At 72.3% G+C, this 18609-nt stretch carries 21 protein-coding genes; 15 read left to right on the forward strand and 6 right to left on the reverse strand.

What is annotated here, in order from left to right; translation table 11 throughout:
* Nucleotides 1–15: 15 nt before the first annotated feature.
* From IE294_RS00555 to IE294_RS00570, 4 genes are read left to right on the forward strand one after another with little or no spacing between them, the layout of a single operon-like run.
* Entirely contained in the window at nucleotides 16–429 is a 414-nt protein-coding gene (locus tag IE294_RS00555) for a hypothetical protein (protein WP_189881214.1), read from the forward strand.
* A 1-nt stretch (nucleotide 430) separates the two neighbouring features.
* Nucleotides 431–1027 (forward strand): DUF5998 family protein, encoded by a 597-nt coding sequence (locus IE294_RS00560; RefSeq protein WP_189881215.1) that lies wholly within the window; start codon nucleotides 431–433, stop codon nucleotides 1025–1027.
* Nucleotides 1027–2223 (forward strand): alkaline phosphatase family protein, encoded by a 1197-nt coding sequence (locus IE294_RS00565; protein WP_189881216.1) that lies wholly within the window; start codon nucleotides 1027–1029, stop codon nucleotides 2221–2223. The genes IE294_RS00560 and IE294_RS00565 overlap by 1 nt, the downstream gene beginning before the upstream one ends.
* Nucleotides 2224–2269: 46 nt before the next feature.
* Nucleotides 2270–2929, forward strand: coding sequence for a thymidine kinase (locus IE294_RS00570; RefSeq protein ID WP_189881217.1), 660 nt, complete (start codon nucleotides 2270–2272; stop codon nucleotides 2927–2929).
* 4 nt (nucleotides 2930–2933) lie between these two features.
* Here IE294_RS00570 and IE294_RS00575 read toward each other — a convergent pair whose 3' ends face one another.
* Nucleotides 2934–3725 (reverse strand): VOC family protein, encoded by a 792-nt coding sequence (locus IE294_RS00575; protein ID WP_189881218.1) that lies wholly within the window; start codon nucleotides 3723–3725, stop codon nucleotides 2934–2936.
* Nucleotides 3726–4043: 318 nt separating this feature from the next.
* On the opposite strand from IE294_RS00575, the gene IE294_RS00580 reads away from it, so the two are divergent.
* Nucleotides 4044–4895 (forward strand): sulfurtransferase, encoded by an 852-nt coding sequence (locus IE294_RS00580; protein ID WP_189881219.1) that lies wholly within the window; start codon nucleotides 4044–4046, stop codon nucleotides 4893–4895.
* A gap of 60 nt (nucleotides 4896–4955) precedes the next feature.
* On the opposite strand, the gene sepH is transcribed toward IE294_RS00580, so the two are convergent.
* Nucleotides 4956–5996 (reverse strand): septation protein SepH, encoded by a 1041-nt coding sequence (gene sepH / locus IE294_RS00585; protein ID WP_189881220.1) that lies wholly within the window; start codon nucleotides 5994–5996, stop codon nucleotides 4956–4958.
* 500 nt (nucleotides 5997–6496) lie between these two features.
* On the opposite strand from sepH, the gene IE294_RS00590 reads away from it, so the two are divergent.
* On the forward strand, nucleotides 6497–7276 hold the full coding sequence (locus IE294_RS00590; RefSeq protein ID WP_189881221.1) for a hypothetical protein: 780 nt from the start codon (nucleotides 6497–6499) through the stop codon (nucleotides 7274–7276).
* Here the strand turns inward: IE294_RS00590 and IE294_RS00595 are convergent.
* Both IE294_RS00595 and IE294_RS00600 read right to left on the reverse strand, forming a co-directional pair.
* Complete coding sequence (locus IE294_RS00595) at nucleotides 7200–8519, reverse strand: D-arabinono-1,4-lactone oxidase (RefSeq protein WP_189881222.1); 1320 nt, start codon at nucleotides 8517–8519, stop codon at nucleotides 7200–7202. The genes IE294_RS00590 and IE294_RS00595 overlap by 77 nt on opposite strands.
* Nucleotides 8479–9717: an MFS transporter gene (locus IE294_RS00600; protein ID WP_189881223.1), complete on the reverse strand. Its 1239-nt coding sequence runs from the start codon at nucleotides 9715–9717 to the stop codon at nucleotides 8479–8481. Before IE294_RS00600 ends, IE294_RS00595 begins: the two co-directional genes overlap by 41 nt.
* Before the next feature lie 171 nt (nucleotides 9718–9888).
* Here IE294_RS00600 and IE294_RS00605 point away from each other — a divergent pair, with 171 nt between their 5' ends.
* On the forward strand, nucleotides 9889–11016 hold the full coding sequence (locus tag IE294_RS00605) for a ferrochelatase (RefSeq protein WP_189881224.1): 1128 nt from the start codon (nucleotides 9889–9891) through the stop codon (nucleotides 11014–11016).
* Between the two features lie 8 nt (nucleotides 11017–11024).
* Complete coding sequence (locus IE294_RS00610; protein ID WP_189881225.1) at nucleotides 11025–11840, forward strand: inositol monophosphatase family protein; 816 nt, start codon at nucleotides 11025–11027, stop codon at nucleotides 11838–11840.
* 73 nt (nucleotides 11841–11913) lie between these two features.
* Here the strand turns inward: IE294_RS00610 and IE294_RS00615 are convergent, their stop codons facing one another.
* Nucleotides 11914–12090, reverse strand: coding sequence for a hypothetical protein (locus IE294_RS00615; RefSeq protein ID WP_189881226.1), 177 nt, complete (start codon nucleotides 12088–12090; stop codon nucleotides 11914–11916).
* A gap of 411 nt (nucleotides 12091–12501) precedes the next feature.
* Here IE294_RS00615 and IE294_RS00620 point away from each other — a divergent pair, with 411 nt between their 5' ends.
* The 4 genes from IE294_RS00620 (at nucleotide 12502) to IE294_RS00635 (ending at nucleotide 16035) form a co-directional block, all read left to right on the forward strand.
* A complete protein-coding gene (locus IE294_RS00620) occupies nucleotides 12502–13155 on the forward strand; it encodes a response regulator transcription factor (protein ID WP_007387794.1) in 654 nt (217 codons plus the stop codon).
* A 5-nt stretch (nucleotides 13156–13160) separates the two neighbouring features.
* Nucleotides 13161–14417, forward strand: a complete 1257-nt coding sequence (locus IE294_RS00625; RefSeq protein WP_189814053.1) for a sensor histidine kinase — start codon at nucleotides 13161–13163, stop codon at nucleotides 14415–14417.
* 393 nt (nucleotides 14418–14810) lie between these two features.
* Complete coding sequence (locus IE294_RS00630; RefSeq protein WP_003997302.1) at nucleotides 14811–15107, forward strand: DUF4193 domain-containing protein; 297 nt, start codon at nucleotides 14811–14813, stop codon at nucleotides 15105–15107.
* Nucleotides 15108–15120: 13 nt separating this feature from the next.
* Nucleotides 15121–16035: a hypothetical protein gene (locus IE294_RS00635; RefSeq protein WP_189881227.1), complete on the forward strand. Its 915-nt coding sequence runs from the start codon at nucleotides 15121–15123 to the stop codon at nucleotides 16033–16035.
* Here the strand turns inward: IE294_RS00635 and IE294_RS00640 are convergent.
* Entirely contained in the window at nucleotides 16032–16496 is a 465-nt protein-coding gene (locus IE294_RS00640) for a DUF3093 domain-containing protein (RefSeq protein WP_058082212.1), read from the reverse strand. The genes IE294_RS00635 and IE294_RS00640 overlap by 4 nt on opposite strands.
* Before the next feature lie 145 nt (nucleotides 16497–16641).
* On the opposite strand from IE294_RS00640, the gene IE294_RS00645 reads away from it, so the two are divergent.
* From IE294_RS00645 to IE294_RS00655, 3 genes are read left to right on the forward strand one after another with little or no spacing between them, the layout of a single operon-like run.
* Entirely contained in the window at nucleotides 16642–17226 is a 585-nt protein-coding gene (locus IE294_RS00645) for a PaaI family thioesterase (protein ID WP_189881228.1), read from the forward strand.
* Nucleotides 17223–17774 carry a dUTP diphosphatase gene (gene dut, locus IE294_RS00650; protein ID WP_189881229.1) on the forward strand — a complete coding sequence of 184 codons (552 nt, stop codon included), beginning with the start codon at nucleotides 17223–17225 and terminating at the stop codon, nucleotides 17772–17774. The genes IE294_RS00645 and dut overlap by 4 nt, the downstream gene beginning before the upstream one ends.
* Nucleotide 17775: 1 nt before the next feature.
* The gene (locus IE294_RS00655; RefSeq protein ID WP_189814049.1) at nucleotides 17776–18537 is read left to right on the forward strand and encodes a DUF3710 domain-containing protein; all 762 of its coding nucleotides are present in this window, start codon (nucleotides 17776–17778) and stop codon (nucleotides 18535–18537) included.
* The last annotated feature ends 72 nt before the right edge of the window (nucleotides 18538–18609 follow it).

Raw genomic sequence — 18609 nt, forward strand, 5'->3', positions numbered from 1 at the left:
GGACCGGGGGGCCACATGGAGATCACCGGACGGAAGCCGCCCGAGGGCAGCTGGTGGGACGGGGAGGTCATCGCCTGCGACGCGGGACGGCTGCGCCTGGCCGCCGGGTACGACCTCACCCGTCACCACGGCCTGGAAGTGATCTTCACCGACCCGCGCTTCGTCTCCTGCCCGCCGAGCTTCCAGGACCCCGTCTTCCGTCCGCCCACGCCCGAGGAGACCGCACGTCTCGCGCGCGGCCCGGCGGACGACGCGCCCCTCGTCGTCGCGTTCGAGGCGGACGCCGGGGGACGGGCGGCCGTCTCCTGCCTGATCGCCGCCGAAGGGCCGGAGATCCGGCCGGGGTTCGTGCCGAGGCCCCCGCGCGCGGACGCACAGACCGCCGCCGGTCCGCGCGACTGGCCCGGACCCCCCTTGCCCACGGATTAGGATGGACGCCATGGCCAAGACCAGTACGACGACCCAGGGGCTGCGCGCGGCGATCGAGCGCAGCGGCTACTACCCGGCCCTCGTGGCCGAGGCGGTGGAGGCCGCCGTGGGCGGCGAGCCCATCCGGTCGTACCTGGTCCACCAGGAGACCACGTTCGACCAGAACGAGGTGCGCCGGCACGTCACCGTGCTGGTCCTGACCGGCAACCGCTTCATCGTCAGCCACACCGACGAGCAGGCCGCCGACAGCACGTCCCCCACGCCGTACGCCACCACCTCCACCGAGTCCGTGAAGCTCGACCGGATCTCCTCGGTCGTGGTCAGCCGGGTGGTCGCGAACCCCGAGCAGTACACGCCGGGCACGCTGCCCCGCGAGGTCGTGCTGACCATCGGCTGGGGCGCGGTCAGCCGCATCGACCTGGAGCCCGCCGCCTGCGGCGACCCCAACTGCGACGCCGACCACGGCTACACCGGTAGCTCCACGGCGGACGACCTCAGCCTGCGCGTCAGCGAGGCCGGGGACGGCCCGGAGACGTTGCGCCAGGCGCTCGCCTTCGCGCAGGCCATCTCGGAGGCGACCGCGGACGTCACGCGCTGATGTCCCAGCTCTCCGCCTGGGACCACCCGGAACCCCTCGCCCTGGACACCGCGCCGCTGCCCGAGTACGGCAGCGGCTCCCTCGCCGACCTGCTGCCCACCCTGGCCGCCGGCATGGGCGTGCCCGGCCTGACCGCCACGATCGGGGAACTGACCCCCGCCGACCGGGTCTGCGTCTTCCTGATCGACGGCCTCGGCTGGGAGCAGCTGAAGGCCCACCCGGACGAGGCGCCGTTCCTGACCTCCCTGCTCGGCAGCTCACGCGGCGGCACCGGCCGCCCGCTCACCGCCGGCTACCCGGCGACCACCGCGACCTCCCTCGCCTCCGTCGGCACCGGCCTGCCGCCCGGCGCCCACGGCCTGCCCGGCTACAGCGTGCGCAACCCGGACACCGGCGCGCTGATGAACCAGCTCCGCTGGCAGCCGTACACCGAACCGCGCACCTGGCAGCCGTACCCCACCGTCTTCCAGCTCGCCCACCAGGCCGGGGTGCACGCCGCGCAGGTGTCCTCGCCCGCCTTCGAGCACACCCCGCTCACCAAGGTGGCGCTCAGCGGCGGCAGCTTCCACGGACGGCTCACCGGTGAGGAGCGCATGGACCTGGCGGCCGGGCAACTGGCCGCCGCGGACCGCGCTCTGGTGTACACGTACTACGCCGAACTGGACGGCTCCGGGCACCGTTACGGCATCGCCTCCGACACCTGGCGCGGCCAGCTGATGTACGTCGACCGGCTCGTCCAGCGCCTCGCGGAGCAACTGCCGCCGCGCAGCGCCCTCTACGTCACCGCCGACCACGGCATGGTCGACATCCCGTTCGACGAGCGGCACCGCATCGACTTCGACGAGGACTGGGAACTGCGCGCCGGTGTCGCCCTGCTGGGCGGCGAGGGCCGGGCCCGGCACGTGTACGCGGTGCCGGGTGCCGAGAACGACGTGCTGACGGTGTGGCGCGAGGTGCTCGGGGAGCAGTTCTGGGTGGCCTCGCGGGACGAGGCGATCGCGGCCGGCTGGTTCGGGCGGCCCGGCGAGTGCGACGAGCGCGTGTACCCGCGGATCGGGGACGTGGTCGCCGCCGCGCACGACGACGTCCTGATCATCGCCTCCGAGCGGGAGCCCAAGGAGTCGGCGCTGGTCGGCAACCACGGCTCGATGACCCCTGCCGAGCAGCTCGTCCCGCTGCTCGAAGTACGCTCCTGAACCGTCCCCCCTCTTCAGCGACTCGCCGAAAGGTGCTCAACTCCTCATGCCCGAGCTGGTGTTCTTCTCCGGAACGATGGACTGCGGGAAGTCGACGCTGGCTCTCCAGATCGAGCACAACCGCTCCGCGCGCGGCCTGACCGGCATGATCTTCACGCGGGACGACCGCGCCGGCGAGGGCAAGCTGTCCTCCCGGCTGGGCCTGGTCACCGACGCGGTGGAGGTCGAGGACGGCCAGGACGTGTACGCCTTCCTCGTGGACCACCTCTCGCGGGGCGGCCGGGCCGACTACGTGATCGCGGACGAGGCGCAGTTCCTCGCCCCCGAGCAGATCGACCAGCTCGCGCGCGTGGTGGACGATCTCGGCCTGGACGTGTTCGCCTTCGGCATCACCACCGACTTCCGCTCCAAGCTGTTCCCCGGCTCCCAGCGGCTGGTGGAGCTGGCCGACCGGATCGAGGTGCTCCAGGTGGAGGCGCTGTGCTGGTGCGGCGCCCGCGCCACGCACAACGCCCGCACGATCGACGGCGAGATGGTGGTCGAGGGCGCCCAGGTGGTCGTCGGCGACGTCAACCAGTCCGCGGGCCAGGTCGGCTACGAGGTGCTGTGCCGGCGCCACCACCGGCGCCGGATGACAGCGGCGACGGCCCGCGCGGCGGCCCTGTCCCCGGACGTGCTGCCCATCCTGTCCTCCGGCACCCCCTGAGGGCTCAGCGCGGACCCTGGACCACCGAGAGCTCGGCGCCCTCCGGGTCCGCCACCGTCGCCAGCCGCCCGTGCGGGCTGTCGTGGGCCGGCTTGAGGATCCGGCCGCCGAGGCCGGTGACCTGCCGTAGCGTTTCGGCGAGGTCGGCGACCTCGAAGTACGTCCGCCAGTACGGCCCCCGGTCCCGGGGCAGGCCGTGGCCCACGCCGTGCAGCCCGGCCACCGGACGGCCGTCGAGGCACAGGGTCAGATAGTCGAAGTCGGCGGAGACCACCGGCTCCTCCTCGTAGCCGAACACGCTCCTGTAGAACTTGGCGACGCTCTCCGTCTCGTAGGTGACCAGTTCGTTCCAGACGGGCGTGCCGGGCACGCCGGTGATCGACGTGCCGAGATGCGCGGAGCCCTGCCAGATCCCGAACACCGCCCCGGAGGGGTCGGAGGCGATTGCCATCCGCCCGGCCTCGGCCGCGTCCAGCGGGCCGACGGCCAGCGTGCCGCCGCACAACCGCACGGTGTCCGCGGTCCGGTCCACGTCCTCCGAGGCGAAGTACGGCGTCCAGGCGACCGGCAGCCGGCGGTCCGCCGGCAACTGGCCCATGCCGGCGACCTCCCGCCCGTCCAGCAGCGCCCGCACATAGGGCCCGAGCTGCTGCGGGCCCGGCAGGAACTCCCAGCCGAACAGCTCACCGTAGAACTCCTCGGTGGCGTCCAGCGCGTGCACCATCAGGCTCACCCAGCAGGGCGTGCCGGGCACGCGCCGCGCGTGCGGACCGGCCGGCTCCCGTGCCTCGGTCATCGATCACTCTCTCCCCGGCCCCTCGTGGTGGCCGTGTCGCTTCCGCTCCCCGGAAGGGTGTCCGCGCTGGTGGCGCGTACGCCCGTGCCGGTGCCCGCATCCTCCGCGGTGCCCTGGGGCCGTACCGCGCCGCTCGGCCGTACGTCCGGGAGGATGCCCGATCTGCCGTCTTTCGTCGCTTCCTGACGGTGGCCGGCGGGTGTCCGTCGGCTGTACAGCACGTGCTCGATCACGTACAGCGGGTGATCGAGCGTGTCCGGCCGAGCAGAGTAGCGGGACCTGGACGCCGCGGCCACCCCTGGCGTATGGATGGACGCCATGAGAGCCATCATCACCGCATCCGAACTCGCGCACGAGCTGACCGGCGGCAACCCCCCGGTGCTGCTGGACGTGCGCTGGCAGCTGAGCACGGCGAAGGCGGCGGGCGCGCCCGCCTTCGACGGACGGGCCGAGTACGCGGCCGGTCACATCCCCGGCGCGGTCTTCGTCGACCTGGACCGGGAGCTGGCCGCCGCGCCCGGCGCGCACGGCCGGCATCCGCTGCCCGACCTGACGGAGTTCGGTGCCGCGATGCGCCGCGCCGGCGTGTCGGCGGGCCGGCCGGTCATCGTGTACGACGGCGGGCAGGGCTGGGCCGCGGCGCGCGCGTGGTGGCTGCTGCGCTGGACGGGTCACCCGGACGTGCGGGTGCTCGACGGCGGGTTGCCGTCCTGGGAGGGCGAGCTGTCCACCGGGACGCCGGTCCCGGCCGAGGGCGACTTCGAGCCGGCGCCGGGCGCGGCGGGGCTGCTGGACGCGGACGGCGCCGCGGCCCTCGCCCGCACGGGTGTGCTGCTGGACGCGCGTGCGGGGGAGCGGTACCGCGGCGAGGTGGAGCCGATCGACCGGGTCGGCGGGCACATCCCGGGCGCGGTGTCGGCACCGACGACGGAGAACGTGGGCCCGGACGGCCGCTTCCTGCCCGCGGCGGAGCTGAGGGACCGCTTCAAGGCCCTGGGGGTGTCCGGGGACGCCGAGGTGGGCGTGTACTGCGGTTCGGGCGTCTCCGCCGCCCACGAGGCCCTCGCGCTGGCGGTGGCGGGCATTCCGGCGGCCCTGTACGTCGGTTCCTGGTCCGAGTGGTCCGCGGACCCGTCCCGGCCGGTGGCGGTGGGGGCGGATCCGCAGTAACCGGGCAGCCGGATGAGGGGGCACGCGCGCGTGCCCCCTCATCCGGTCGGTAGGACCGTCCTACTCCTGCTTCTTGCGGCGCGTGCCGAACACGATCTCGTCCCAGCTCGGTACGGCGGCGCGGCGGCCGGGGCGGACGCCGTCGGCCTCGGCCTGGCGGTCGGTCGCGCCGACGAGCCGGTCGCGGTGGCTGCCCACGGAGCGCGGCATGAGGACGTCCGCGTAGGCGGAGCCGGCGGACGCGGCGGGTGCCGGCGGCTCCTCGGCGGCGGGCTCCTCCTCGGTGTCCTCCGAGGGTTCCGACGGGCGTTCCGGGACCACCAGGTCGCCCCGGAAGCTCGGCACGGCCTCCAGCAGGCTGGTCAGCGAGTCGCGTTCGCCCGTGCTCTCCTCGGCCGGCTCCGACGACGGCGCGGGCAGGCTGGGCCGCTCCCGGTCGCTCCGGTCGAGAGCGCGGTCCATGGTGCGCTCGCGCGGCAGCCGGGCGATCCTCGGGACGAACGGGAAGCTCGGCTCCGGTACGGCGAGGTCGTCGGACTCGCCGATCAGCGAGCGTGCCTCGTTGTCGACGGCCTGGACAAGCCGCCGCGGCGGGTCGTACGTCCAGCTCGCCGAGTGCGGTTCGCCCGCGACCCGGTAGACGAGGAGTACCTCCCAGGTGCCGTCGTCGCGGCGCCAGGAGTCCCACTGCACGGTGTCCTTCTCGGCGCCGCGCAGCAGCAGCCGCTCCTGCACGGCCTCGCCGAGCAGCGGGCCGGAGTTCTCGCCGGGGCGGCGGACCGGGGTCTTGCGGGCCCGCTCGGCCATGAAGGCGCGCTCGGCCAGCACCGGACCCTCGAAGCGCCGTACCCGGTCGACGGGGATGCCGGCGAGCTGCGCGACCTCTTCCGCCGTGGCACCGGCTCGTATCCGCGCCTGGATGTCGCGCGGGCGCAGGTGGCTCTCGACCTCGATCTCGATCTGGCCGAGGCGGGGCCGGTCGCCGCGGACGGCGGCGCGGAGCCGTTCGTCGATCGGAAGCGTGTACTCCGTAGAGTCGGCAGCCTTCAGCACCAGCCGTGTGCCGTCATTCGAGACGGCCACGACACGCAGTTCGGGCATGGGGACCTCCCGGGTGGTGCCTGCCGACGTCACGTGCGTCGCTGCTTCCGCTAGTCGAGTGTGGCCTGCCCGGGTGCAGCCTGCCACAACCTTGCCGAGTTGCCCGGCGTGTCGGGCACGGGCCCGGGACCGCCGTTATGGCACGGTTACCTGTTCGCAACGCTAAGTGACCAACTGCGTCACCCTGTGCAACTAGCCCCCTCCCGGCGATCCTGCAAGGCCGCGGGCACCCTGACGGGAGACCGGACCCAGGGCTCGCAACAGTACTCCATTTGGACCACGTGCGTGGATTGGCGCGCCGCCCAACTTCTGGCGACGGGTGCGACTTGGCCGTCCGCAACCGGTTTTGTGGATCATGAACGTGGCGAACTTCACGCAATCGCCAGAAACGGAACTAATGGTTTCGTCCGTACGTCCCTTTCTCGTGCAGTCGGTCGACCAATGTCGCCGACTGCGGCAAGTGCTCCATGAGGTGCGGGAAAGGCAGGCAAGTTCCGGGTATGCGTGAGACGCCCGATACGGGTCGCAAGCGGATCGACCTGAACGTCCCCCAGGTCGCGGGCAGCGCTCTCGCGGCGGTGGTGGCGGCCAAACTGGCCTCGTACTTCGGCGTGTACGGCACGATCCTCGGCGCCGGTGTCGTCAGTGTCGTCGCCACCTGCGGCGGCTCGGTCTTCCAGCACTTCTTCAAGCGGACCGGGGAGCAGCTCCGGGAGAAGACCGCGGTGGCGGCCCGGCCGCTGGAGGAGCGGGAAGCGCGGGCGCGTGGGCGGCAGGCGTCCCCGGCGCCGGACGGCTTCACCGAGGGCACCGTCTACCGCGCGCGGGCCGGGAGCCGGCGCCGCCCGCTGGTCGCCGCCGCCCTGGTCTTCGGGGTCACGCTGGCCGGCATCACGGCGTACGAGCTGGTCTCCGGCAGCAGCTTCAGCGGCGGTACGGGTACGACGGTCAGCGACGCCGTCACCGGCCGGGGCTCCTCCGGCGCCACGTCCGACGGGACACCCGCCCCTTCCCGTACCACGTCCCCGGAGCGCACGCCGTCCACCGGCGACGGTGCGAGCCACGGCGCGCCCGCGGCGCCCGGCACCTCACCGAGCGGCCGGCCGACCGGGCAGCCGGACCCCGAGCGGAGCGGGGAACCGAGCGGCGACCCGGCCACTCCGGCCCCCACGCCCAGTGCCCCCAGCGCGTCCGCCACGACGCCTACGCCCCCAGAACCCTCCGCAGATAGTCGTTCTGGAACAGCCGGTCCGGGTCCAGACGATCCCGCAGCGCCGTGAACTCGCCGAAGCGCGGGTACACCCGGGAGAAGTACTCCGCGTTGCGTGTGTGCACCTTGCCCCAGTGCGGACGTCCCTCGTGCGCGGTGAAGATCCGCTCGGCGGCCGTGAAGTACGCCTGGTACGGCGTGCCCCGGAACATGTGCACGGCGATGTAGGCGCTGTCCCGGCCGGAGGCGGTGGACAGGGTGATGTCGTCGGCCGGGGCGGTGCGCACCTCGACCGGGAAGCTGACGCGCAGCCCGGAGCGGTCGACCAGGGACTTCAGCTCGCGCAGCGTCCGCACCAGGGCCGCGCGCGGGACGGCGTACTCCATCTCCACGAAGCGCACCCGGCGCGGTGAGGTGTAGACCTGGTGGGGGATGTCCGTGTACGTCCGCGCGGACAGGGCCCGGCTGGAGATCCGCGCGATCGCCGGAACGGTCGCCGGGACCGCGCGGCCGACCCACTGGGCCACCTGGAAGACGCCGTTGGAGAGGAACTCGTCCTCGTACCAGCCCGCGAACCGGCCCACCGGCTGCCCGGGGCCGGCGCTGCGGTTGTTCCGCTTGGTGTTGGTGTTGCCGGTGTGCGGGAACCAGTAGAACTCGAAGTGCTCGTTCTCGGCCCACAGCTGGTCGAACTCGGCGAGGACCCGCTCGAAGGGCATGGGTTCCTCGCGCGCGGTGAGCAGGAAGAGCGGCTCCACGGCGAAGGTGATCGCGGTGACGACGCCCAGGGCGCCGAGGCCGATGCGGGCCGCCGCGAAGACCTCCGGGTTCTCCTTCTCGGAACAGGTGAGCACCGAGCCGTCGGCCGTGACCAGTTCCAGTGCCTTGATCTGGGCGGCGATGGAACCCGACGTTCGGCCGGTGCCGTGCGTGCCCGTGCTGGTGGCCCCGGAGACGGTCTGCTCCATGATGTCGCCCATGTTGGTGAGCGAGAGGCCCTCGCGCGCGAGAGCGGCGTTGAGTCTCTTGAGCGGGGTGCCCGCCTCCACCGTGACCGTCATGGAAGCCCGGTCGATGGTGCGTATACCGGTCAACAGTTGAGGGCGGATCAACACACCGTCGGTGGCGGCGATCGAGGTGAAGGAGTGCCCGGTGCCGACCGCCTTCACCTTCAGGCCGTCCTCCCGGGCCCGGCGCACCGCGCCGGCCAGCTCCTCCACCGAGGCCGGCGTGACCTGCCGGACGGGCCGGGCGGAGACATTGCCGCCCCAGTTACGCCAGGTGCCGTTCTTCCCGTTCGCTGTGCTGCTCAACGGTGCCTCCCCGACCCGTGGCCGGCCTGCGCAGCCGGCGGTACCCGAGGAAACCGACCGCGACCGCGACGGCCCCGGACACGGCCGGAACCCCGTACCCGGCCCGTGCTCCAGCCGCGTCGATCACCCAGCCGGCCACGGAGGAGCCGGCCGCGATGCCGACGGCGAGGCCGGTGCTCACCCAGGTCATGCCCTCGGTGAGCTGCGCGCGCGGTACGTGCTCTTCGATCAGGGACATCGTCGTGATCATCGTCGGCGCGATGGACAGCCCCGCCACGAACAGCGCCACGGCCAGAAGCGGCAAGTTTCCGACCAGTAGGAGGGGGATCATACTCACGGCCATCGCCGCCACGCCCAGCAACCAGCGACGTTCCGGCGCACCGCTGAGGCGCAGCAGTCCGAAGACCACGCCCGCGGCGCACGAGCCGGCCGCGTACAGCGCCAGGACCAGGCTCGCGGCGCTCTTGTGGCCGCGCTCGTCGGCGAAGGCGACGGTGACCACGTCCACGGCTCCGAAGATCGCGCCGGTCGCCACGAAGGTCGCCACCAGCACCTTGAGCCCCGGCGCGCGCAGGGCGCTGCCGCCGCCCCGCCGCTCGCGCGGATGCGGTTCCGGCTCGGTGGCGCGCTGGGCGGTCAGCCAGCAGACGCCGGCCGCCAGGAAGCAGGCGGCGAGCAGCGGGCCCGCCTCCGGGAACCAGGCCGTGGACAGGCCGATGGAGATGATCGGGCCGAAGATGAAGCACACCTCGTCCACGACCGACTCGAACGAGTAGGCGGTGTGCAGCTTCGGGGTGCCCCGGTACAGCGCGGCCCAGCGGGCCCGGATCATCGCGCCCAGACTCGGCACCGAGCCGATCCCGGCCGCGCAGACGAACAGCACCCAGTCCGGCCACCGGAAGTGTGCGGCGAGCAGCAGCCCGGCCGCCGCGAGCAGGGCCACCAGGGTCGCGGGGCGCAGCACCCGGCGCTGCCCGTGCCGGTCCACCAGCCGGGAGATCTGCGGACCGATCGCGGCGGCGGACAGCGCGATGGCGGCCGACAGGGCGCCCGCGAGGCCGTAGCGCCCGGTGAGCTGGGAGACCATCGTGACGACGCCGATGCCCATCATCGACAGCGGCATCCGCCCGAGGAATCCGGCGGCGGAGAAGGCCTTGGTGCCGGGCTCGGCGAACAGGGCTCTGTAGGGGCTGGGCACGTGGTCTCCGAAGCGGCTCGGTAAGGCGCGAATGCGGCTGATACAGCTTACGAGTTAGGGGACCCTAAAGCACCCGATATGACAATTGGATAAACCGCCCTGAACCGACTGGAATCCGACTCTTCACCCCGCTGTTTCCCCGCTGTCAGTGCCGGGTGGCAGGATCGACCCATGCCAGACGCGCTCGATCCCACCCCGTACGACGCCCTGCTCCTGCTCTCCTTCGGTGGCCCCGAAGGCCCGGACGACGTGGTCCCGTTCCTGGAGAACGTCACGCGCGGGCGCGGCATCCCCAAGGAACGCCTCAAGGAGGTCGGGCAGCACTACTTCCTGTTCGGCGGGGTCAGCCCCATCAACGCCCAGAACCGCGCCCTGCTGGACGCCCTGCGCGAGGACTTCGCCGGCCACGGCCTGGACCTGCCGGTCTACTGGGGGAACCGCAACTGGGCGCCGTACCTGACGGACACCCTGCGCGAGATGGTCGCCGACGGCCGTCGCCGGATCCTGGTCCTGGCCACCAGCGCCTACGCCTCCTACTCGGGCTGCCGCCAGTACCGGGAGAACCTCGCCGACGCGCTGGCCGCCCTGGAGGCCGAGGGCCTGGAGCCGCCGAGGATCGACAAGCTGCGGCACTACTTCAACCACCCCGGCTTCGTCGAACCGATGACCGACGGCGTACTGCGCTCCCTCGCCGACCTCCCCGAGGACGTCCGCGCGGGCGCCCACATCGCCTTCACCACCCACTCCATCCCGACCTCCGCCGCCGACACCTCCGGTCCCGTCGAGGCCCACGGCGAGGGCGGCGCCTACGTCGAGCAGCACCTGGACGTGGCCCAGTTGATCGCCGACGCCGTCCGCGAGCGAACCGGCGTCGACCACCCCTGGCGGCTGGTCTACCAGTCCCGCTCCGGCGCCCCGCACATCCCCTGGCTGGAGCCGGACATCTGCGACCACCTCCAGGAGCGGCACGCCGCCGGCGTCCCGGCCGTCGTCATGGCCCCCATCGGCTTCGTCTCCGACCACATGGAGGTCCTCTACGACCTCGACACCGAGGCGACGGCCAAGGCCGGGGAACTGGGCCTGCCGGTGCGCCGCTCGGCCACCGTGGGCGCCGACCCGCGGTTCGCCGCGGCCGTCCGCGAGCTGATCCTGGAGCGGGCCGCCGTGGAGCGCGGCCAGGAGGTCACCCCCTGTGCCCTGGGCGCGCTCGGCCCCAGCCACCACGTCTGCCCGGTCGGCTGCTGCCCGGCCCGCGCCCCGCGCCCCGCCGCCGCGGGCGCCGACAGCCCCTACGCGTGAGGAGACCCGTGACCGACGCCCTGCACCGGGACCTGCTCGAACTGGCCCAGGAGGCCGCCCGTCGCGCCGGCGAACTGCTGCGCGACGGCCGCCCCGCCGACCTTGCCGTGGCGAAGACCAAGTCCAGCCCCATCGACGTCGTCACCGAGATGGACATCGCGGCGGAGAAGCTGATCACCGATCTGATCTCCGGGCAGCGCCCCGACGACGGCTTCCTCGGCGAGGAGGGAGCCTCCGTCGAGGGCACGAGCGGCATCCGCTGGGTCATCGACCCGCTGGACGGCACGGTCAACTACCTGTACGGCCTGCCGACCTGGGCGGTGTCCATCGCCGCCGAGCGGGACGGCGAGACCGTCGTCGGGGTCGTCGCGGCTCCGATGCGCGGCGAGACGTACCACGCGGTGCGCGGCGGCGGCGCCTGGGCCACGGGCGCGTGGCAGGGCGAGCGGGCGCTCGCCTGCCGCCCCGCGCCCCCGCTGGAGCAGGCCCTGGTCTCCACCGGCTTCAACTACGTCACCGAGGTCCGCGCCCGCCAGGCCGAGATCGCCGCCCGGCTGATCCCCGTGCTGCGGGACATCCGGCGCGGCGGTTCGGCGGCGGTGGACCTGTGCGACGTGGCCTGCGGCCGGCTCGACGGGTACTACGAGCGGGGGCTCCACGCGTGGGACTTCGCGGCGGGGGACCTGATCGCCCGGGAGGCCGGTGCGCTGACCGGTGGACGGCCCGGGGAGCGGCCGTCGCGGGATCTGACCGTGGCCGGGTCGCCGGGCGTCTTCGAGCCCCTCCAGCGGCTGCTGGAGGACTTCGGGGCCTGGCACGACTGACCTCGGGAAGCGGGCACGCGAAGGGACCCCGGCGCTGGATTCGCCGGGGTCCCTCCTTGTGCTGCCGGGCCGATCAGACGCGTGACGTCGCGCCGACCTCCACACCGTGTTCGGCGGCGAGGCGTCGCAGGTCGTCGAGCTCTGCCTGCTCCACCTCGACGAGGAAGTCGTCGCCTTCGTCGCGAGCCCGCGACAGGTCGGACTCGGTCGCCTCTATGCGCTGGAGAAGTCCTGCGGTGAAAGCGTCCATGCTGCGCCCCCTCGTCCTGGGTCGTGGGTCGGTGGCACGGGGGTGTGCCGTAGGAAAGGGGCGATCACGTCTCTCGCAGGTGCCCAGCGCTGCCCGGCCGGGCGGCGACGGTGCCGGACACCCACGCCCGCTCTGCGAAGCGGAGGCCGAAGTACCGCATGGTGCTGCGGCACATGCAGAGCGTGATCGCGGGGTGTAAAGCCGTCCTCCCCCCGCTCCCCTCCAGGGAAACCTCAACCGGAGCAGAAATTCTCGTATTCCCGCCCCGGACCCCCGTTCCTGCGGCCCGGACACCGCCTTACAGCCGACTTATGGCCGAAAAGGGCAGGATGGGGGTCACATCCACGGACACCCCTGCCCGCACGCGCCCACGGCGCGTCCTCGCGGGTGGACACAGGAAGGACAAGCGACGTGCGCGTACTCGTCGTCGAGGACGAGCAGCTGCTCGCCGATGCGGTGGCCACCGGACTGCGCCGGGAGGCCATGGCCGTCGACGTCGTGTACGACGGTGCGGCCGCCCTGGAGCGCATCGGCGTCAACGACTACGACGTGGTCGTCCTCGACCGCGACCTCCCGCTCGTCCACGGCGACGACGTCTGCCGCAGGATCGTCGAGCTGGGCATGCCCACGCGCGTGCTCATGCTCACCGCTTCCGGCGACGTCAGCGACCGCGTCGAGGGCCTGGAGATCGGCGCCGACGACTACCTGCCCAAGCCGTTCGCGTTCAGCGAGCTGATCGCGCGCGTGCGCGCCCTCGGCCGGCGGACCAGCGTGCCGCTGCCGCCGGTCCTGGAGCGCGCCGGCATCAAGCTCGACCCCAACCGTCGTGAGGTCTTCCGCGACGGCAAGGAGGTCCAGCTCGCGCCCAAGGAGTTCGCGGTGCTGGAGGTGCTGATGCGCAGCGAGGGCGCGGTCGTCTCGGCGGAGCAGCTGCTGGAGAAGGCCTGGGACGAGAACACCGACCCGTTCACCAACGTGGTGCGCGTGACGGTGATGACCCTGCGCCGCAAGCTGGGCGAGCCGCCCGTCATCGTCACCGTCCCCGGCTCCGGCTACCGGATCTGATCCCCGTGGCCACGACACCCGCGCCGCCCCAGGCACCCCCGAAGCCCACCTGGGACCCCAGGAGGCCGCAGCCGCCCTTCCCGTGGCTGCGCCCGACCATCCGCATACGGCTGACGCTGCTCTACGGCGGCATGTTCCTGATCGCCGGCATCCTGCTGCTGTCGATCATCTATCTGCTGGCCGCACAGGCGATCAGCACCGGCAACCAGCCGCTGTTCAAGATCGTCAGCGGTTCGGCGATCAAGGTCGCCAGCGACAACTGCCCCGCGGTCACCGCGATCAACTCCGGCCCGGTGCCGCTGTCGGACTTCAACGAGGCCATCGCCCACTGCGTGGACCAGCAGCGCCAGGCGGCCCTGGACAACCTGCTCAGCCGCTCCCTGCTGGCGCTGCTGGGCCTCGCCGTGATCGCCTTCGCGTTCGGCTACGCGATGGCCGGCCGTGTGCTCTCCCCGCTCGGCCGGATCACCCGTACCGCCCGCCAGGTCGCCGGCTCGGACCTCTCGCGCCGGATCGAGCTGGACGGCCCGGACGACGAGCTGAAGGAGCTGGCCGACACCTTCGACGACATGCTGGAGCGGCTGGAGCGGGCCTTCACCGCCCAGCAGCGCTTCGTGGGCAACGCCTCGCACGAGCTGCGCACCCCGCTCGCGATCAACCGCACGCTCCTCGAAGTGCACCTGTCGGACCCGAACGCGCCGATGGAACTCCAGCAGCTCGGCAAGACCCTGCTCGCCACCAACGAGCGCAGCGAACAGCTGGTCGAGGGGCTGCTGCTGCTCGCCCGCAGTGACAACCAGATCGTCGAGCGCAAGCCGGTCGACCTGGCCGAGGTCGCCACGCAGGCCGTCGACCAGGTGCACGCCGAGGCCGAGGACAAGGGCGTGAAGATCCGCGGCGAGCGCAAGCCCGCCGTGGTGCAGGGCAACGGCGTGCTGCTGGAGCGGATCGCGCTGAACCTCGTCCAGAACGCCGTGCGGTACAACGTGCCGGAGGACGGCTGGGTCGAGGTGGACACCGAGATCCAGCACGGGCAGGCGGTGCTGACCGTCACGAACACCGGGCCGGTCGTTCCGGCGTACGAGATCGACAACCTCTTCGAGCCCTTCCGGCGGTTGCGTACCGAGCGGACGGGCAGTGACAAGGGGGTGGGGCTCGGTCTGTCCATTGTCCGGTCCGTGGCCCGCGCGCACGGCGGTCACATTCTGGCCCAGCCCCGGGAAGGCGGCGGTCTGGTGATGCGCGTCACCCTGCCGCTGTGATCAGGGACCGACACACGCGGAGGATGTTCGCTTTGCGCGGAATTTTTCGACCGCCGTACGTGGTTCTTCCTGTGTGATCGATCACATGGGCGGATTTCCGGCCATGTACGCACGGTGATCATGACAGAAGGTGGAAAGCCGGGAAAGTCCGGGTTTTCAGGGCTCTTGATCACGGGAAGTACACGGTGAGGCGCCTTTGAGGTGCGGCATTCGAACCGTGTACGGTCCTCACCGCCATCCAAGCCGATCACTCTTGAGGGATCGGGTTGGGTGTCGATTGAGTAACAGACCTTGATGTGAGGCAAAATCTCCGCCTCAGGTCGGGCACAAGTCCGGCCTCTCACGCGTTACGTGCGCTGGAGACACCGCAGACACCCAGAGGGGGAGAGCGATATGGCAACCGATTACGACACTCCACGCAAGACCGACGACGACGTCGACTCGGACAGCCTTGAAGAGCTGAAGGCCCGGCGGAACGACAAGTCCACCTCGTCGGTGGACGTCGACGAGTTCGAGGCCGCCGAGGGCCTCGAACTGCCCGGCGCCGACCTCTCGAACGAGGAGCTGGCCGTCCGGGTACTGCCGAAGCAGCAGGACGAGTTCACCTGCATGAGCTGCTTCCTGGTGCACCACCGCAGCCAGCTGGCCAGGGAGAAGAACGGCCAGCCGATCTGCCGCGACTGCGACTGAGGACGGGTCGGCCGTGTCTGGCTCGACCCCTCCCCGGAAGCGCCGCTTCCCCTTGCGGAAAGCGGACCAAGGGCCGTTCGGCGGCCCGCACGGCGCGCGTGACGGCGAGCGGGGCTCTCCTGTGACGGGAGCCCCGCTCGAACCGGCGGCCGACCGGGAGAACCCTCCCGTGCCGGCGCAGCACCCCGCACCCGTCGCCCGCCGCCGGGCGGCGGTCATCCGTGAGAAGGCCCGGGATCTGGCCCGGGAAGGCGCCCGTATGGGCGGCAGCCGGGCTCGCGCGGGACTGGCGTACCTCGCGGACCGGATCATCGAGATCGCCCCGCGCATCCCCGTACGCGACCTCGCGGCCCTGCGCGGGCAGTTCCCCGGCCTCGGACCCGAGGAACTGGCCGACAAGCTGGTGGCGGGTGCGGCGGCCGGCACCTCCACGGTCGGAGCCGGGATCGGAGCCGCGGCCATGCTGCCGGTGCCGCCGGCCATGCCGACCGAACTGGCCGCGGAGATCACCGGGGTCGCCGCGATCGAGCTGAAGCTCATCGCCGAACTGCACGAGGTCTACGGCGTACGCCCGCCCGGGAACCTCAGGGCCCGCTCCGCCGCGTATCTGTCCTCCTGGTCGGGGGAGCGCGGGATCGACGTGATGAAGCCGTCGACGTACGACACGGCCATGGGCGGCCACATGAAGCGCCGGCTCCGCCAGCAGATCATGAAGCGGATGGTGCGCGACCTGCCCAACCTGATGCCGTTCATGGTCGGGGCCACGGTCGGGGCGGTCATGAACCGCCGGGACACCAAGAGACTCGCGACCCGCATCCGGGCCGACCTGCGCAAGATCCAGGTGCCCTGGGACGAACTGCCGGAACTGCCGCCGCTGGAGAAGCCGGCGGAACCGCTGAGACTGCGGGAACTGCCCGACGGACTCTAGGCGTGCGCCTTGCGCGCCGCCTCGATCGCCGCGGCCAGCTTCTCGGGCTCCCGCGTCGACAGGTACAGGTACGGCGTCGGGTCCTGCGGGTCCGTGACCTCCACGCGCAGCGCCGTCGGGATGTAGGCGCGCAGCAGCAGGAACGCCCGGGTGTCGGCCTTGTACGTCCGCCAGGCGCGGGCCTCCTCCGCGTCCAGGATCCGCGCCTCGCCCAGCGCCGCCACCGGGATCTTCGCCTCGCCCGCGATCAGGGAGTCGCCCACGAGCCGGATGCGCGGGGAACCGTAGGCGCTGGCCACCACAGCCGCCGCGGCCGTACCGCCGACCAGTCCGCCGAGCAGCGGCAGGGTGCCGAAGGGCAGCAGGATCAGGGCGAACGAGACGCCCACCAGGAAGCTGATCAGCCACCACGAGCGGGGGGCGGTGAGGCGTTCTTCGTACGGGGTGGCGGAGAGCTGCATGAAGCCAAGCTTGGCACGGGAACCGCATACGCCAGGAGCCGGGGCGGTCGGCGCGGAGCGCTGTCGAGCGGGTTGGGCGGTCGGCGCGGAGCGCTGTCGAACGGGGCGGTGGCGGGTGGCGGGCGGGCGGGTAAGGTCTGCGGCTGTGAGTGGTAGTTCCGCAGCTCTTCAGCCCCCCGCCGACGCGGGGAAACCGGTACGGCACCCCGACGCACCCGCGCCCGGGGAACTCCTCGGCGCCCATTACGAACACTGTTTCGGGTGCGGCCCCGGGCAGCCGCACGGACTGCACCTGGAGGCCCGCGCCGGCGAGGGCGTCTCGCTGACGGCCGAGTTCACCGTGCAGCCCGCCCACCAGGGCGCCCCGGGCCTCGCGCACGGCGGAGTGCTCGCCACGGCCCTGGACGAGACCCTCGGCTCGCTGAACTGGCTGCTGCGCACCATCGCCGTCACCGGACGGCTGGAGACCGACTTCGTCCGGCCCGTGCCCGTCGGCACCACGCTGTACCTGGAGGCCGAGGTCACCGCCGTCGCCGGGTGGAAGATCTACTCCACCGCCACCGGGCGCATCGGCGGCCCCGACGGGCCGGTTGCCGTCCGTGCCGACGCCCTCTTCATCGAGGTCAAGGTGGACCACTTCATCGACCACGGCCGCCCCGCGGAGATCCAGGCCGCCATGAGCGACCCGGACCAGATCCGCCGCAGCCGCGCCTTCGAGGTGAACCCGTGAGCCGAGACCCGCTGAACGTCCTGATCCGGCGCGTCGACGCGGACGTACCGCTTCCGGCGTACGAGCATCCCGGGGACGCCGGAGCCGATCTGCGTACCACCGAGGCGTGCGAGCTGGCGCCCGGAGAACGGGCCGTTCTGCCCACGGGTGTGTCGATCGCCCTGCCGGAGGGGTACGCGGCCTTCGTGCATCCGCGTTCCGGTCTCGCCGCCCGCTGCGGTGTCGCCCTCGTGAATGCCCCGGGGACGGTTGATGCCGGGTACCGTGGGGAGATCAAGGTGATCGTGGTGAATCTCGACCCGCGCGAGAGCGTGCGGTTCGAGCGCTTCGACCGGATTGCCCAACTGGTCGTCCAGCAGGTCGAGAGGGTCCGCTTCCAGGAGGTCGCGGAACTTCCCGGCTCGGCGCGCGCCGAGGGGGGCTTCGGGTCCACCGGTGGCCATGCCGCGGTGGGCGGCGAGAGCGGCACAAGCGGTCAGGCCGCCGAGGGCGGTCCGACGGGTGGGAATCGATACGCTGCGGTCGTATCCGACCGGGAAGGACAGTGACGTGTTCGGACGTCGCAAGAAGAAGGGTGCCGCCGAGGACGCGGCCGGCGAGGCCGAGCAGGTCGTCGACAGCGTCGACACCGAGGCGGACGAGGAGGAGGCCGAGCGCGAGCGCGTCCGGCTTGAGCCCGGGCCCCGGCCCGACGGTCCGTGGGACGGCAGCGAGGTACGCGACCCGGCCGAGGGCCGCGTGGACCTCGGCGGTCTGTTCGTACCGGGCGTCGACGGCATGGAGCTGCGGGTCGAGGTCGCCGGTGACGCCATCGTCGCCGCGACCGTCGTGCTGCGCGACAGCGCCATCCAGCTCCAGGCGTTCGCCGCGCCCAAGCGCGAGGGCATCTGGGGCGAGGTCCGCGAGGAGATCGCGTCCGGCATCACCCAGCAGGGTGGCATCGTCGACGAGGTCGAGGGCCCGCTGGGCTGGGAGCTGCGCGCGCAGGTTCCGGTGCAGCTTCCGGACGGCACCGGCGGCTTCCAGGTCGTCCGGTTCGTCGGCGTGGACGGCCCGCGATGGTTCCTGCGCGGGGTGATCTCCGGCCAGGGCGCGGTGCAGCCGCAGGCCGCCGGGCTGCTGGAGCAGATCTTCCGGGACACCGTCGTGGTCCGTGGCGAGGGTCCGATGGCCCCGCGCGACCCGATCGTCCTCAAGCTGCCGAACGACGCGCAGATGGTCCCCGAGGGGGTCCAGCAGGAGGAGGGCTCGCGGTTCTCCGGCGGGATGGGGCAGTTGCAGCGGGGACCCGAGATCACCGAAGTCCGCTGACGGCTTCGGCAGCGATACACGGGCCGTGCCCCTCAGGGGGTGCGGCCCGTTCTCCTGCGGGGGCGCGCCGTC

This window comes from Streptomyces canarius (assembly GCF_014650735.1).
Classification (GTDB): Bacteria; Actinomycetota; Actinomycetes; order Streptomycetales; family Streptomycetaceae; genus Streptomyces; species Streptomyces olivaceoviridis.

Bases quoted from the DNA above. Each gene is read 5' to 3' on its own strand.
- IE294_RS00555 (WP_189881214.1), top strand. From the start codon at position 16: ATGGAGATCACCGGACGGAAGCCGCCCGAGGGCAGCTGGTGGGACGGG.
- IE294_RS00560 (WP_189881215.1), top strand. From the start codon at position 431: ATGGACGCCATGGCCAAGACCAGTACGACGACCCAGGGGCTGCGCGCG.
- IE294_RS00565 (WP_189881216.1), top strand. From the start codon at position 1,027: ATGTCCCAGCTCTCCGCCTGGGACCACCCGGAACCCCTCGCCCTGGAC.
- IE294_RS00570 (WP_189881217.1), top strand. From the start codon at position 2,270: ATGCCCGAGCTGGTGTTCTTCTCCGGAACGATGGACTGCGGGAAGTCG.
- IE294_RS00575 (WP_189881218.1), bottom strand. From the start codon at position 3,725: ATGACCGAGGCACGGGAGCCGGCCGGTCCGCACGCGCGGCGCGTGCCC.
- IE294_RS00580 (WP_189881219.1), top strand. From the start codon at position 4,044: ATGAGAGCCATCATCACCGCATCCGAACTCGCGCACGAGCTGACCGGC.
- sepH (WP_189881220.1), bottom strand. From the start codon at position 5,996: ATGCCCGAACTGCGTGTCGTGGCCGTCTCGAATGACGGCACACGGCTG.
- IE294_RS00590 (WP_189881221.1), top strand. From the start codon at position 6,497: ATGCGTGAGACGCCCGATACGGGTCGCAAGCGGATCGACCTGAACGTC.
- IE294_RS00605 (WP_189881224.1), top strand. From the start codon at position 9,889: ATGCCAGACGCGCTCGATCCCACCCCGTACGACGCCCTGCTCCTGCTC.
- IE294_RS00615 (WP_189881226.1), bottom strand. From the start codon at position 12,090: ATGGACGCTTTCACCGCAGGACTTCTCCAGCGCATAGAGGCGACCGAG.
- IE294_RS00630 (WP_003997302.1), top strand. From the start codon at position 14,811: ATGGCAACCGATTACGACACTCCACGCAAGACCGACGACGACGTCGAC.
- IE294_RS00640 (WP_058082212.1), bottom strand. From the start codon at position 16,496: ATGCAGCTCTCCGCCACCCCGTACGAAGAACGCCTCACCGCCCCCCGC.